Raw genomic sequence first — 15,081 nt, 5'->3', positions numbered from 1 at the left:
GTCTATTCCTCCTTGACATAGATTTAGACCATTATATCTCCTAAGTCCATTTACGTCAATTAAAAGATTTCTCTGTATTTTCTCCAATAAATATGATATATTCATATAGTTAAGAACTAAATTCTCGATATTTTACTTAAATATAAATTCAGGAAAGCTAACTATAATGGACGATGGAAAGAAAAAACAGATAATAAGCGTATTATTCATGCTGGCGGCCGGAATCGGTACGGCAGTTACGGCAGATCATATGGCAGCGCCTTCAGAGGCCTTTAAACCTGCTATAGGTACAACGACTGCCACCCCTTCTTCAGCGTTATCAGCGTCACCAAATGATGCCGCCTATGAGGAATCCTCCTCTCAAAAGGCAGGTCTTTCTTATAAATCAGACCTTTCCTATACGGGAACTGAACCGGAAACAGAGGAAGATGATGAAAGGCAGATTTCGGCAGCCGCCCTTAATCAGGCTTTTCTCATGCAGCCTGGAATTGACGGCAGTGATATAAGCGCCGCAGAAATAATTTTAACAGAATTGGCAGACCGCGATTCCCAATGGTTTAATAATTTATATCACATCATTGATAAAACGCCACAGCAATTGGCGGCTGAACTGGGATCAGGAACAGAAAAATTTATGGGAAAATATAATCCGGAGGATCCGCTGCACATGATGGAAGATTCTTCAACGTGGATGGTAAATTCCTGGGAGAATATCAAGGTAGAAGCATGTGACGGGGATGGTAATCCTATTAACATTTATTCCAATGTGAAAGAGATCATGTCATTAGCCAGCGTTTTTTGTTATTACAATGGAATTGACAATATAGAACTTTTCCGTGAATATGCAGGTCTCTTGTGGGAGGAATCACACAGTTATACATTGGGTATGAGCGATGTTTATTACTGTGAGGGCTGCCAGGAGATAGCAGAGGGAATTCCAGGGTATGATTCTGCGGCTGCATCAGGATCTGGCGTCCAAATCCCGGAAGAAATACTGGCTGTGGAAGGGCCCGGAAGGGATGCGCTCATTGCAGAATACATGGAGCGCATAGCAAATGAGGAATGTAAACAGGATGAAGCTGCAAAAGATATTAGCGCGGATGGGATTGACACAGAAGAAATCGGTATAGAGCAGTCATCTAAGAACTCATCTGTGGGAGAGAGGGATATTGAACAGGCATCTGAAGGACAGCAGACCGCAGAAGAGGCTGTAAATGAACAGGCCCCCCCGGATAAGGAGCATATAAATGATACGGGTGAAAAAACACCAGTGGTGAAAAACTTAGTTTGTCCCGGTCATGTTGATCTGCAGCTCACATTAACAATTAAAGGAATCGAAGAGGAGAATGGGTTATTTCAGCTCAATCCCAATCTTACACAGTTAAATCATGATGATGGCAATGACCTGGTTATAATGTCATCCGCATGGAAAGGCTGGGATCTTTATAATAAAGTTTATGCCAAATACATAAACCGGCAGGATTGGGAGGCTTCTTACGGGCTGAATGTAAGCCTGGAAGCTGCCATGGGAATGCCCTTGTCCGGAGCAGAAATACGGATCTACATGAATATGCTGCCTGAAGATACGTCAAAGGAGCGGAAACAGGTCATTAAGACCGCTTTGCAGTCTGTAGGTAAGATTCCTTACTATTGGGGCGGAAAGCCTTCACAAGCCGGTTATGAGGGGAATTCCTTTGGTTCAAATGTGCCCCCGGATGAGCATGGACGTGTATTAAAAGGCCTGGACTGTTCCGGCTGGATCAATTGGGTGTATTGGACGGCCACAGGCCAGCCGCTGCCTTATCAGGGCACAGAAGGACTGAGTAAAATTGGAAGAGGAATTGTTCCGGAAGAATTAAAACCGGGAGATATTATGGTACGTCTGGGGGCAAATGCCCATGTGGTAATGTTTTTAGCATGGTCCGATACAGGTGAAATGATAGTCATTCATGAAAGCAGCGACCAGAATGGCGGTAATGTCATGATCAGCGCAAAACATCCGGATTGGCCTTATTTCCGGGCCCTTTTAGACTAGAACATGTTTTAAACTCACTCTAACTTCTTATGCCATAGGTAATGTAATATTAAGAGAAAAGCAAGAAATAATGTAGAAATTTCTGTTAGAATATACTGTGGCTTTGCAGAAACGAGAAAGTAAAGAAAGAGGTCAGGCAACATGGAATATAAGGATGAACTGGACCGCATGAGGGACAGGCAGAGAAACCCGGAACGTTATAGAAAAAAAGCAGTAAAAAAGCAGATGGCAGAGGAACCATATGAGGACGAATACTATAATCCGTCCGGCAAAGTAACTTCACGAAGCCGTAAAGAAGAACTGCACCGGGATATACGCACAGCCCGCAGGAAGAGGAGACGCAAAAAGAGAATCATTCTGGCTGTTGAATTAGTAGTTCTGGCTGTTTTGCTGGTATCTGTTTACCGTTTTTTCAAAAAGGATACCGGATATTGGAACATAGCGGTTTTTGGTGTGGATTCCAGGGATGGAAATCTCGGAAAAGGAGCACTGGCGGATGTAGATTTAATCTGTAGTATCAATAAAGAGACCGGTGAAATTAAGCTGGTATCCGTATTCAGAGACACCTATTTAAAAATCGATGATAAGGATACATATTTTAAAATGAACGAGGCGTATTTTAAGGGAGGCCCCAAACAGGCATTAGATACCTTAAATACAAATCTGGATTTGGATATAGATGACTATGTCACGTTTAACTGGAAAGCGGTAGCGGATACCATCAATATTTTGGGCGGTATAGATTTGGAAATATCGGACAGCGAGTTTAAGTATATCAATTCCTTTATTACCGAAACCGTTGAATCCACCGGAGTTGCATCGGTTCATCTGGCAAATGCGGGAATGAATCATTTAGATGGGGTACAGGCTGTAGCATATGCCAGATTAAGGCTTATGGATACCGACTTTAACCGGACCGCCCGTCAGAGAAAAGTCATCATGCTTGCGATGGAAAAGGCCAGAAATGCTGATTTTGCAGTGTTGAATAACATATTAGTAACTGTATTTCCACAAGTGTCCACGAACCTGGGGATTGATGATATAATTCCATTGGCAAAAAATATCAAAAAGTACCATATTGGTGAAACAAGCGGGTTCCCATTTGCACATGCCGAAACAAAGATTAATAAACGTGATTCGGTTATTCCATTAACGTTGGAAAGCAATGTAATACAGTTACATGAATTTTTATTCGGAATTACCGATTTTAATCCTTCTTCCACTGTAAAAACGATCAGTAAGCGGATTGCCAAAGACAGCGGTATGGGTGAGGTAGGAACGGATACGGAAACCGGAAGGAAAGATCCTTCTTCAGGAGGCAGCAGTAAAAAGGAGAGCAGCGCCCAACCTGCACCCGTGGAAACAGTCCCGCCTGAGACAGCACCAACAGAATCTGTCATTGAGGAAACATCTGCCGAGGAGGAAAGCAGTATAGAAGAAACCACTGAAGAAGTGGAGACAAGGGAATCTGAACCGGAAAGTGAAATTGGTCCTGGAGTAAGCCTGGATGATAAAAAGAATGAATCCGAGACAGAGGAAAGCAAAAAAGAAACCAAACCGGATAAACAGGAAGAAACCAAAAAGCAGGAAGAAACCAAAAAACAGGAAGAAACCAAAAAACAGGAAGAATCTAAAAGGCCTGAATCAGACAAAACAACAGCGGCTCCGGAAAATCAAGGTCCCGGTTCAAATACCCCAAGAGATCCGGTTTCCGAAACAAATGGCCCAAAAGGCAGCGTTGGAAATGAACCCAGCGGAAATGCGGCCGCTCCTGGAGAGACTCAAGCCGGTCCAGGGCTCTGATATGATATAGTTTAGTTTGCGTATCCTTATAGCTGTAATGTTTATGGCGGATAAGGATGCGCTTTTTGTTTAAATAAAGATATTTAACTAGTAATTGACTTTTTAAGATAGACGAAGTACAATTAATAGCAGTATCCAACTATTCGCGAAAGTCTACTTTAACGAATAAATAGAGGCGAAATTCCTTTCTACATTACATATCATCCATACATCAATTAAGGAGGTTTTGGTTTTATAACCATCACTATAATATTATGAAATTACAACGATTATTTAGCTTAACCCGTCAGGCAGTTGATAGATACCATATGATCGATGAAGGCGACCATATCGCGGTTGGTTTATCCGGGGGTAAAGACAGCCTGACTTTACTTTATGCCTTACAGGGCCTGATGAAATTCTATCCTAAAAAATTCACCATTACTGCGGTTACTGTTGATTTAGGCTTTGACAATTTTGATCTGACGCCTGTAAAAATGCTCTGTGAGCAATTATCAGTTCCTTATACGATAGTTTCTACAGATATAGGGAAAATATTGTTTGATATCCGCAAAGAAACAAATCCCTGCGCTCTGTGTGCTAAAATGCGTAAAGGGGCTTTCAATAAAGCAGCTAAGGACCTAGGATGCAATAAAGTCGCTTATGCGCATCATAAGGATGATTTGGTTGAAACCATGTTATTATCCTTAATTTACGAAGGACGCTTTTATGCTTTTTCTCCTTATACTTACTTAGATAAGATGGATTTAACTGTAATCAGGCCTTTAATCTATGTATCAGAAGCTGATGTAGTTGGATTCAAAAACAGATATGATTTACCTGTATGTAAAAATCCCTGTCCAGTGGATGGACATACGAAACGCGAATACGTTAAAATTTTAACTAATAGGATAGAGCATGAAAATCACGGGGCTAAGGACCGTATGTTCCATGCTGTATTAAACGGAAAAATCAACGGCTGGCCTGAAGAACTTTTTATATCACAAGGAGGCGAAGAAAATGAATAACCTGCCCTATCATGAACAAAAAGACAGAGAAAATACATTAAAACTCCGTTCTAAAGTTAAAGAACTCCCCCCCTTCTGCGCTGACTTTTTCCGCGGAATTGAACCCAGAACTTCGTCCAGAACAAGAATCGCTTATGCGTATGACTTAAAGGTTTTTTTTGATTTTTTAAAAAAAGAAAATCCTATTATAAATAAAATTGATATGATGGATATCACCCTCTCCCATCTTGACCGGATAACAGTATCTGATTTAGAAGAATATATGGAATATCTGAAATACCGCTTCAATGATCAGAATCAGGAAATCGTCAATAAAGAACGCGGTATTATGAGAAAAATTTCATCTTTAAAAAGCTTTTATAATTATTACTATAGAAAAGAAAAGATAAAGAATAACCCGGCAGCATTAGTCGAACTTCCTAAATTACATGAAAAAGAAATTATTCGTTTGGATATCGATGAAGTAGCTCTGCTATTAGATGAGGTAGAAGCTGGGGATAATCTGACAGAAAAGCAGAAAAAGTTTCATGAAAAAACAAAAATACGGGATTTAGCTTTGCTCACACTGTTACTTGGAACCGGAATCCGCGTCTCTGAATGCGTTGGACTTAACATTCAGGATATTGATTTTAAAAACGGAGGAATCAGGATTCATCGGAAGGGAGGCAAAGAAGTTACAGTTTATTTTGGCAGCGAAGTGGAACAGGCTTTATATGATTATTTGGAGGAACGTGAGCATATAACCGCAGAAAAAGGTCATGAAGACGCAGTATTTCTCTCTTTGCAGAGAAAGAGAATCAATGTACGAAGCGTTGAAAATCTGGTAAAGAAATATGCAAAAATTGTAACACCATTAAAAAAAATCACACCTCATAAACTGAGAAGCACTTATGGAACCAATCTTTATCGGGAAACCGGCGATATTTACCTGGTTGCTGATGTTTTAGGGCATTCGGATGTGAATACAACTAAGCGGCATTATGCGGCACTTGAAGACGAACGCCGCAGGAGCGCCAGAAATGCAGTTAAACTTAGAGAAGATTAGAAGTAATACCTGAAGAAAAAATTCCCAAAATAATTAAAACAGTGACAGATAACTCATTAAAAAATCAACATATTTTATCCTTTTATATAGGGACGTATATAAAAGCCTGTGATATAATAGGATTGACTAAAGGAGATTGACTAAAGGATTAACAGGGATGAGGAGGAAATAATTATGGATGATAATAAAGATATTATTGTATGGAAAGACAGGAAACATCATCTTTGGTTTCCATGGAGCTTTACAAAATACTACATTCAGAATGACCGCTTGATGATCCAAAGCGGACTGTTCAATACTACTTTGGATGAAACACTGTTATATAGAATTGTAGATATCACTTTAAAACAGTCTTTAGGGGGTAAAATATTCGGAACAGGTTCAATTATTATAAAAGCAAAAGTGGATCATACTCCGGAGATTATTCTTCAAAACATCGCTAAACCAGTCAAGGTCCGTAATATGCTTTCTGAATTAGTAGAGGACAGCCGCCAAAAACGAAATGTGGTCGGCAAGGAGTTTTACGGTCAAAACGGTCATGCATGTATGGAGCATGGTGAATCAGATGAGTTTGATGATTATGACTTTGATAACCGATAAAATATAACCGATAAAATAAGAGTAATATGGGATGCCGGCAAACAATATTTAAATACTGCCGGCATCCTATCTTTTATAATAAAGAATTTATCAATCATTGACAACAGGATCCAGCGAATAATAAACTACAGTCAGATAATGACCTGCATGAATGGTATCATCTTTTAAACTGTTGATATTCTTTAATTCATTAACATACTGGACGGTATCCATACCGCTCTTTTCTTTATATTCCTGGGCTATGTTCCATAATGTATCACCCTCTTCTATCTTAATACTTTTATAATAAGGATGCAGTTTTTGACTGGAAGCTTCTTCTGCCATGACATTCAATATGGAATTACCGAAAAAATTAGATCCTAAGATAACAATAAGCGCTAAAAATAACAAAGTCTTTTTCATATGTGTGCCCTCCTAAACCAAACGTACTGTCGGGAACGTATGTTCCGAACCTATGTTCTTATTATAGTATTCGAACATTTGTTTGTCAATCTTTTTTTGCACTTTTTTCGAACAAAGGTTTGCATTTTGATCGAACATATGTTAGTATATAAAATATAAAACTGATTTTAGGAGGTCTCCATATGGCACAAGGCAAGATTACTGCAAAACAACAGGAAATCCTTGAATATATTAAAGAAACTATTTTGAAGAAGGGGTATCCGCCGGCTGTGCGCGAGATCTGTGAGGCAGTTCAGTTGAAGTCCACCTCTTCCGTTCACTCCCACTTGGAAACATTGGAGAGAAACGGTTACATAAGGCGTGACCCTACTAAGCCCAGGACGATTGAAATTATTGATGAATGTTTTAATCTGACAAGACGTGAAGTTGTGAATGTTCCTTTAGTGGGCACGGTTGCTGCCGGACAGCCTATTTTAGCAGAAGAAAATATACAGAACTACTTTCCGATTCCGGTAGATATGCTTCCCAATACAGAACTTTTTATGTTAAAGGTAAAAGGGGAAAGTATGATCAATGCAGGTATCTTTGATGGGGATCAGGTCATCGTTTCCATGCAGCCAACAGCGAATAATGGTGATATTGTAGTGGCTCTGCTGGAGGATTCCGCAACAGTGAAACGTTTCTATAAAGAGGACGGCCATTACCGTCTTCAACCGGAAAATGATTCCATGGATCCGATCATCGCAGATGATGTCAAGATACAGGGGAAAGTAATTGGTTTGGTACGTTTGGATATATAACATTTTAGAAAAGACAGCAATAAAAGAAAATTAAGATGTATCACATAAATATAAGTCAAAAACAAAAGTCAAAAAGATGCAAGTTAACATAATATTTTTATGTCAACTTGCATCCGGTTAAATATTTAAATAATATTTTCTGCTAATTCAATTCTGAAACTGAAGTTACAATAGAACCGTCTCTCCAGATTCTTTCCAGATCATAGAACAGCCTGTCTTCTTTATTAAATGCATGGACGATGATATCGCCATAATCCATCAGAATCCAGTTACCACTTCCATATCCTTCTGTCTGTTTGCAGATATAGCCTGATTTTCCAAGCATTTCTTCTACATTGTCAGCCATAGCCTGCACCTGGTTTACGTTGTTTCCATGTGCGATAATAAAGTAGTCTGCAAGAACAGAGACTTTTCGGATATCGATAATTTTAATATCCTCTCCCTTTTTTTCTTCTAAAGCCATTACTGCTAATTTTGCCATGTCTTTTGAGTCGTTCATATGATGTTTTCTCCCTCCTGGTCGTTCCTCAATGCCTGATAATATTCATAGGCCTTTAAGGTCATGGAATCTATATAGCTGCCTTTTCCTTTAAGATAAACTAATGTGGATCTCAATATTTCAAATGCGGTATCTTCCAGACTAACATATGCCATCTTTCTCATTTCAGGCAGATTAGAGGCTTTATATCTTCTGGGTTCAATATAATCCGCAATATATAAAATTAAGTCCAGGAACTTCATATCTGGCTTTCCTGTGGTGTGGCAGGCAATAGCGCTGAGAATTTCTGGATCTGTTACTCCAAACTTATTGCAGGCCAGCCAGGCTCCATATTTTGCATGCAGAACAGCCGGAGCACGAAGTTCATCTTCTGTTATTTCTAACTTGTGTTTTTCGCATTTCTGAATGATAATTTGATCTGTATATCGTTTTGCGCAGTCATGCAGCAATCCGGCCATTTCAGCCTTATCTATATCATAACCATACCGCATAGCCAGATTCATACAGGTATAAGATACGCTGATGGAATGTTCATAGCGCATTGGATCAAGTTTATTTTTTAATTTCTCACGAATCGCCAGTATTTGACTGTCCATTCTATTACCTCCGATATACTCAAACGCCGGAATACAGGCCATGGGCATTTATATACTCATCTACGGAAGGAGGCAGATATCTGGATATGGATTTCCCCTCCCGTATCATATCTCTAAGCTGTGCCGATGATACATCCATCTCCGGGCAGTGAAGCCTGTAGATGGCAGCTCCATAGGTCCGCATGAGATATGCGATCTGTTCATCAATTGTTAAATGGCTGTGGTCATATTCCCGTCCGGCAACGAGCAGCGTCGTCTGTTTCATCACCTTTTCCGGATGATACCACGTTTCAATCTGATATAATGAGTCCGCTCCTATAATGAAATAAAAGTTATATTCCTGAAATTCTCTCTTTAACAGCTCCAGGGTTCTTGCAGTATAGCTGTTTCCGCCCAAATTTACTTCAAAATCAGAAAAGACAAAATAAGGATATTGTTTAATCGCTAATTTTGTCATTTCACAACGGTCTTTGATATCTGTTACCTTATGGTCTGTTTTATGCGGCGGTCGTCCGGATGGCATATACCAGATTTGATCCAATCCATATTCTTCATAGGCCTGCTGTCCAAGCAGCAGATGGCCGTTATGAATTGGATCAAATGTTCCGCCCATGATTCCAATATTTGACATAGGTATACAATCCCCTTTATTTAGGTAATGTAATTTTCCTCTTTTTGGCATCTTTTGCTTCCCTGTAGAGTACAATCTTTTTACCGATCACCTGCACTACTTCGGAATGAGTTCTTTCTGCCAGCACCTCTGCAATCGATCTGCCATCATCCATGCAGTTTTTTAAAACTGTCAGCTTTATCAGCTCCCGCGCTTCCAGGGCCTCATCGATTGCCGCTGTGATCTCTGGTGTTACGCTGGACTTACCGATCTGGAAAATCGGATCCATAGTCATGGCAAGCCCTTTTAAATAAGCTCTTTGTTTACTTGTCATAATATCTCCTATTTGTAATAATCAAATTCCAGGCCATACATACGAACCGTATCGCCCTCCTGAATTCCAGCTTCTTCTAATTCACCTAAAATTCCCGTTTCTTTCAGGAATTTCTGGAAGAACAAAAAGCCTTTTTCGGATTCAAGATTTGTATAACCCAGCATTTTTTCAATTTTCGGTCCTTCAACAACAAATACACCGGAATCATCCCGTTCAATCGTATAAGGAAGATTGAAATCCGGACGCACCTGGGAAAGATCAAATTCTTTTTCAAAAATAACAGGGGTACGGTCAACTGTTTGAAGGAGCGCATAGACTGCATAAAGCAGTTCCTTTACCCCTTTTCCGCTGACTGCAGATATTGGATAAACTTTAATTCCTTCCGGCTCAAATTCAGCTTTCAGTTTTTCTACCGGATCTTCGTCCTCCACATAAATCGCATCCGTTTTGTTTGCAGCAATCACCATTGGACGTTTTAAAAGTTCCGGATTATAAGCCCCAAGTTCGGCATTGATCGATTTAATATCAGCGATGGGATCGCGTCCTTCCGTAGATGCAGCATCCACAACGTGAATCAAAACTTTCGTCCGCTCAATGTGGCGCAGAAAATCGTGTCCTAATCCCACTCCCTGAGATGCGCCTTCGATTAATCCAGGAATATCCGCCATTACAAATCCTGCTCCGCCATCCAAATCGACAACACCAAGATGAGGATCTAATGTGGTAAAATGGTAGTTGGCAATTTTAGGTTTTGCATTGCTCACTCTGGAAAGAAGGGTTGACTTGCCTACATTGGGGAAACCAACCAATCCCACATCAGCAATGACTTTTAACTCCAGCTGAACCCATATCTCCTGCCCTGCCTGTCCGGGCTGGGCATACTTGGGAGCCTGCATGGTAGGTGTGGCGAAGTTCATATTACCAAGTCCGCCTTTTCCGCCTTTTAAAATAATCTCCCGCCGGTTCTCCCCCGACATATCTGCAATTACTTTTCCGGTCTCAAAATCCTTAATAACCGTGCCTTCCGGAACTTTAATCACCAAATCGGATGCATTGGCTCCATGACACCGTTTTTTACCACCCTGCTCACCATCCCTGGCAACGTATTTACGCACCTGACGGAAGTCTGTAAGCGTGTTTAAACCATCGTCGATTTCAAATATAATATCGCCGCCTTTTCCGCCGTCACCGCCATCCGGACCGCCGTTTGGGACATATAACTCTCTTCGGAAACTGACATGGCCATCGCCGCCTTTTCCTGATTTAATAAATATTTTTGCTCTGTCGGCAAACATTTACTCACCACCTTATTCGAAAAATGGCTTCATACTAATCAGAAGTATGAAGCCACTCAAATTATTCGTTGATTGTTCTTGGATAAACAGAAACCTGTTTTTTGTCTCTGCCTTTTCTCTCAAATCTTACGACACCGTCAACAGTAGCGAACAATGTATCGTCTCCACCACGTCCTACGTTGATACCAGGATGAATCTTAGTACCACGCTGTCTGTAAAGAATATTACCAGCCAATACGAACTGACCATCTGCTCTCTTAGCGCCTAATCTCTTAGATTCGGAATCTCTACCGTTCTTGGTAGAACCAACACCTTTTTTATGAGCGAATAATTGAAGGTTCATTTTTAACATAACTTACACCTCCTCAAAACGGATTATTATATATTGTTTTCCATATTCACTCTGAATATTCTCTAAACCGAGAACTAATGAGTTCATAAGGAGTTTTGATTCTAAACTGATATCTTCCGTAAAACGGAAGAGAAAGCGTCCCGTGTCCTCTTCTACCGATCCCTCAAATGCATCTTCTGTAAATGTTTCAACAGAATTATACATATTCAAAGCCAGAGATGAAACAGCGGCACATATAATATCTTTTCCGGACTGAGCATAACCTGCATGTCCTGCAATATCAATTCCTCTATATACCTGATCAGAATCACGAAATACAGTTACTTTAATCATAGTCTCATTAAGCGTTGATCTTTTCGATCTTTACCTGAGTATAAAGCTGTCTGTGACCATTTTTCTTATGGTATCCAGATTTTCTCTTATACTTGTAAACGATAACTTTTTTAGCTTTGCCTTCTTTAACTACAGAAGCGGTTACACTTGCTCCGTCTACAGTTGGGCATCCTACAGCTAATTCGCCGTTGTTTACTGCAAGTACCTGGTCGAATGTTACTGTTTCACCAGCAGCAACACCAAGTTTTTCTACTTTAATGATATCGCCTTCAGCTACTTTGTACTGCTTACCACCTGTTGCAATAATCGCGTACATATGGCACCTCCTATTATCATTACTCGCCAACTTCGGTGCTTTGACAAAAGTCAACTCTTTTAGACCTCATTGTGCGGCATACTTGTATATGATAACATTTCAATATTATATTGTCAATAATAAACTGACTTTTTTTGTAATTTTTTACAACAGTTCATACGCAACTTAACTGGATTTTTCGGTCAAGAACATTACCTGTCTCAACTGTTGCATGAAATTTCCATAAAAACCACATATTTACAAAATCACTGTTTCCGCCAGGTTGATGGAGAAAATAGTAAAAGCATTGGGAATATTTCCAATCTTCCCGCCAGCATATCGAACATCAAAACATATTTAGTAAGCGGGGATAATATGCTGAAATTTGCGGATGGCCCCACTTGTTCCAAACCCGGTCCGATATTGTTAAAGGTAGCGGCAACCGCTGTGAATGTGCTGGTAAAATCCAGATTATCCAGGCTCACAATCAGCATGGAAATGGCAAATATCAAAATATAGGCCAGAATAAATGCATTCACAGAACGGACCACCGTATGTTCCAATCCCTTGCCCTCTAATTTGAGGACCCTTACGCTTCTTGGATGAATGACAGAAGATAATTCTTTTTTTACCGCTTTACAGGCGATGATGACTCGGGATACCTTTATTCCCCCTCCGGTACTTCCTGCACATGCTCCTATAAACATCAAGAAAACCAGGATTGTTTTGGAAAATCCGGGCCACAAGTTGAAATCCACTGTGGAATAACCGGTTGTGGTTATGATAGACCCCACCTGGAAAGCAGCGTGATGGAAGGCCGTAAATATATTTGTAAAACTGCCGCGGATGTTCCAGGTAATGAGCAGAACACTGACCAATATGATGCCGAGATAGGTCCTGGCTTCCTCACAGCGGAACGCTTCTTTAGGCTTATGTATCAGAAAAAGATAATACACGTTAAAGTTGATTCCGAATAAAATCATAAAAAGTGTGATCACTGTCTGATTGAAGGTACTGTAGGATGCTATACTGTCATTTAAAACACCAAAACCACCGGTTCCCGCGGTGCCAAAGCTGAGAGCTATTGAATCAAACCAGGGCATGCCGCCTAAGAGAAGCAGGCCTATCTGGATTAAAGTCATGAGCAGATAAATACCATAAAGAATTTTAGCAGTCATTTTCACTCTGGGCACCAGTTTGCCCACTGCGGGCCCAGGACTTTCCGCACGCATGATATGCATATTATACCCTCCGGCTAAGGGAAGAACAGCCAGAATGAAGACCAGTACTCCCATGCCGCCGATCCAGTGTGTAAAGCTCCGCCACATCAGCATACAGCGGGGAAGCGCTTCCACATTGGTAAGAATGCTGGCTCCCGTAGTGGTAAAACCTGATATTGTTTCAAATAACGCATCTTCGAAAACTGGTATTGAACGGCTTAGATAAAAGGGCAGGGCCCCAAAAAAGCTGAGAACAATCCAGCTCAAAGCAACGGAAACAAAGCCCTCTTTAGCAAAAAAAACAGTGTTAGCCGGTTTTTTATGTGTTGCACACCAGCCCAGGAATCCGCAGACAAAAGCAACAGCCAAAATATACAGCCCGCTTGATTCCCTGAAAATGACCGCAATCATGCATGGAAGGAGCATCAGAAGGGCTTCGATGTTCATAACCCATCCTAAAAAATATATGATTACCTTGGTATTCATAGTGAATTCACCTTTACTTTAATATGTCTTTAATATCCTTTAAGCCTGTAACGGTAGTTACAATTATTACAGTATCTCCTACATGGATGGAATCTTTACCCCGCGGTGTTATAATATGACCATTACGGTTAATACACGCAATCAGCAGATTACTCTTTAAATTTAACTTCTCAATAGGAATACCAATCATCGGGGCATCCTTTCCAATGCGGAATTCCAAGGCTTCCGCGCGATTGGCCACTATCTTATAGAGGGTTTCCACATTGCTGCCAAGAGAGTTCTGCATCGCTCTCACGTACTGGACGATGGAATCCGCCGTTATTAATTTAGGGTAGATAATACTGCCCAGATTCATGCTGTTAATCACATTTTCAAATGCAATCCGATTTACTTTTGTAATAAGCTTTGCATTTGACTGACTGGCAGCATAAAGGGACAGCATAATATTCTCTTCATCAAATCCGGTAAGGGATGCGAACGCTTCTGTCTGGCGGATTCCTTCCTCCAGCAGAAGCTGTTGGTCTGAACCGTCTCCGTGTATAATCATAGCTTTCGGAAGCAGTGTGCTCAACTCGTTGCAGCGCTCGAAGTTCTGCTCGATAATCTTGATTTTTATGTTGGTGTCTTCCAGCATTTTTGCCAGATAATATGTGATCTTTCCGCCGCCTACGAACATAGCTGTTTTAACGCTGTTATTTTCAATTCCAACCTGACGGAAAAATTCCATGGATTCTGTTGGTGAAGCGATAAATGATATCTTGTCTTTAGCAAATATTTCCGAATTACCATCCGGTATGATGACCGCGTCCCCCCGTTCAATGGCGCAGATCAAAACATTACATCTCAGCCGCTGAGGTACCTCATATACCTTAATTCCATTTAAAACGGATTTTTCAGGAACCATGAATTTGAGGATTTCAACACGCCCCTTTGCAAATGTGTCGATTTTAATGGCTGATGGGAACTTTAACAGCCTGGAGATTTCCCTTGCGGCGGCAAGTTCCGGGTTAATTGCCAGGGATAGGTTCAGTTCTTCCCTGATAAAATTGATTTCTGTCGCATATTCCGGATTACGGATTCTGGCAATTGTGTGGCAGTTACCTGCTTTTTTTGCGATCAGGCAGCATAACATATTGAGTTCATCGGAATTTGTTGTTGCTATAAGGAGGTCGGCATCGGCAATGCCGGCGTCCATCTGAACCTGGTAAATTGCTCCGTTTCCTACAACTCCCATAACATCAATTGTATCCGTAACGGAACGCAGTTTGCTGTTGTCACAGTCAATCAAAGTAATGTCGTGGCCCTCACTGTTTAACTGGTCTGCAAGGGACAGCCCGACTTTACCGCACCCCACAATAATTATCTTCAT

Annotated in this window: 17 protein-coding genes; 6 read left to right on the top strand and 11 right to left on the bottom strand. The window is 40.7% G+C overall.

Features of this window, described 5'->3' with window-relative positions:
- The first annotated feature begins 166 nt into the window (after positions 1–166).
- The 5 genes from GPL15_RS10695 (at position 167) to GPL15_RS10675 (ending at position 6,490) form a co-directional block, all read left to right on the top strand.
- A complete protein-coding gene (locus tag GPL15_RS10695; RefSeq protein WP_215698667.1) occupies positions 167–2,035 on the top strand; it encodes an NlpC/P60 family protein in 1,869 nt (622 codons plus the stop codon).
- 141 nt (positions 2,036–2,176) lie between these two features.
- Complete coding sequence (locus GPL15_RS10690; protein ID WP_215698666.1) at positions 2,177–3,838, top strand: LCP family protein; 1,662 nt, start codon at positions 2,177–2,179, stop codon at positions 3,836–3,838.
- 254 nt (positions 3,839–4,092) lie between these two features.
- Positions 4,093–4,845 carry a tRNA 2-thiocytidine biosynthesis TtcA family protein gene (locus GPL15_RS10685; protein WP_215698665.1) on the top strand — a complete coding sequence of 251 codons (753 nt, stop codon included), beginning with the start codon at positions 4,093–4,095 and terminating at the stop codon, positions 4,843–4,845.
- Positions 4,838–5,890 (top strand): tyrosine-type recombinase/integrase, encoded by a 1,053-nt coding sequence (locus GPL15_RS10680; protein ID WP_215698664.1) that lies wholly within the window; start codon positions 4,838–4,840, stop codon positions 5,888–5,890. Before GPL15_RS10685 ends, GPL15_RS10680 begins: the two co-directional genes overlap by 8 nt.
- Positions 5,891–6,064: 174 nt before the next feature.
- The gene (locus tag GPL15_RS10675; protein WP_215698663.1) at positions 6,065–6,490 is read left to right on the top strand and encodes a PH domain-containing protein; all 426 of its coding nucleotides are present in this window, start codon (positions 6,065–6,067) and stop codon (positions 6,488–6,490) included.
- 90 nt (positions 6,491–6,580) lie between these two features.
- Here the strand turns inward: GPL15_RS10675 and GPL15_RS10670 are convergent, their stop codons facing one another.
- Positions 6,581–6,892, bottom strand: coding sequence for a LysM peptidoglycan-binding domain-containing protein (locus GPL15_RS10670; RefSeq protein ID WP_215698662.1), 312 nt, complete (start codon positions 6,890–6,892; stop codon positions 6,581–6,583).
- 182 nt (positions 6,893–7,074) lie between these two features.
- On the opposite strand from GPL15_RS10670, the gene lexA reads away from it, so the two are divergent.
- Positions 7,075–7,692, top strand: a complete 618-nt coding sequence (lexA, locus tag GPL15_RS10665; protein ID WP_215698661.1) for a transcriptional repressor LexA — start codon at positions 7,075–7,077, stop codon at positions 7,690–7,692.
- Positions 7,693–7,834: 142 nt separating this feature from the next.
- Here the strand turns inward: lexA and rsfS are convergent, their stop codons facing one another.
- The 10 genes from rsfS to trkA all read right to left on the bottom strand — a co-directional run bounded on the left by rsfS (position 7,835) and on the right by trkA (position 15,081).
- The gene (rsfS, locus tag GPL15_RS10660; protein ID WP_215698660.1) at positions 7,835–8,191 is read right to left on the bottom strand and encodes a ribosome silencing factor; all 357 of its coding nucleotides are present in this window, start codon (positions 8,189–8,191) and stop codon (positions 7,835–7,837) included.
- Positions 8,188–8,787 carry a bis(5'-nucleosyl)-tetraphosphatase (symmetrical) YqeK gene (yqeK, locus tag GPL15_RS10655; RefSeq protein WP_215698659.1) on the bottom strand — a complete coding sequence of 200 codons (600 nt, stop codon included), beginning with the start codon at positions 8,785–8,787 and terminating at the stop codon, positions 8,188–8,190. The genes rsfS and yqeK overlap by 4 nt, the downstream gene beginning before the upstream one ends.
- A 19-nt stretch (positions 8,788–8,806) precedes the next feature.
- A complete protein-coding gene (gene nadD, locus GPL15_RS10650) occupies positions 8,807–9,418 on the bottom strand; it encodes a nicotinate-nucleotide adenylyltransferase (RefSeq protein ID WP_215698658.1) in 612 nt (203 codons plus the stop codon).
- Between the two features lie 16 nt (positions 9,419–9,434).
- Positions 9,435–9,731 (bottom strand): ribosome assembly RNA-binding protein YhbY, encoded by a 297-nt coding sequence (gene yhbY / locus GPL15_RS10645; protein WP_215698657.1) that lies wholly within the window; start codon positions 9,729–9,731, stop codon positions 9,435–9,437.
- Between the two features lie 8 nt (positions 9,732–9,739).
- Entirely contained in the window at positions 9,740–11,026 is a 1,287-nt protein-coding gene (gene obgE, locus GPL15_RS10640) for a GTPase ObgE (protein WP_215698656.1), read from the bottom strand.
- A 61-nt stretch (positions 11,027–11,087) separates the two neighbouring features.
- Entirely contained in the window at positions 11,088–11,378 is a 291-nt protein-coding gene (rpmA, locus tag GPL15_RS10635; protein ID WP_103225873.1) for a 50S ribosomal protein L27, read from the bottom strand.
- Positions 11,379–11,381: 3 nt separating this feature from the next.
- On the bottom strand, positions 11,382–11,711 hold the full coding sequence (locus tag GPL15_RS10630) for a ribosomal-processing cysteine protease Prp (protein ID WP_215698655.1): 330 nt from the start codon (positions 11,709–11,711) through the stop codon (positions 11,382–11,384).
- Positions 11,712–11,718: 7 nt separating this feature from the next.
- Positions 11,719–12,027: a 50S ribosomal protein L21 gene (gene rplU / locus GPL15_RS10625; protein WP_103225875.1), complete on the bottom strand. Its 309-nt coding sequence runs from the start codon at positions 12,025–12,027 to the stop codon at positions 11,719–11,721.
- A 245-nt stretch (positions 12,028–12,272) separates the two neighbouring features.
- A complete protein-coding gene (locus GPL15_RS10620; protein ID WP_215698654.1) occupies positions 12,273–13,712 on the bottom strand; it encodes a TrkH family potassium uptake protein in 1,440 nt (479 codons plus the stop codon).
- A 13-nt stretch (positions 13,713–13,725) separates the two neighbouring features.
- The gene (gene trkA, locus GPL15_RS10615) at positions 13,726–15,081 is read right to left on the bottom strand and encodes a Trk system potassium transporter TrkA (RefSeq protein WP_215698653.1); all 1,356 of its coding nucleotides are present in this window, start codon (positions 15,079–15,081) and stop codon (positions 13,726–13,728) included.

The sequence above is a fragment of the Clostridium sp. MCC353 genome, assembly GCF_018785315.1.
GTDB lineage: Bacteria > Bacillota > Clostridia > Lachnospirales > Lachnospiraceae > CHH4-2.
This window is presented reverse-complemented; position numbering and strand designations above follow the sequence as displayed.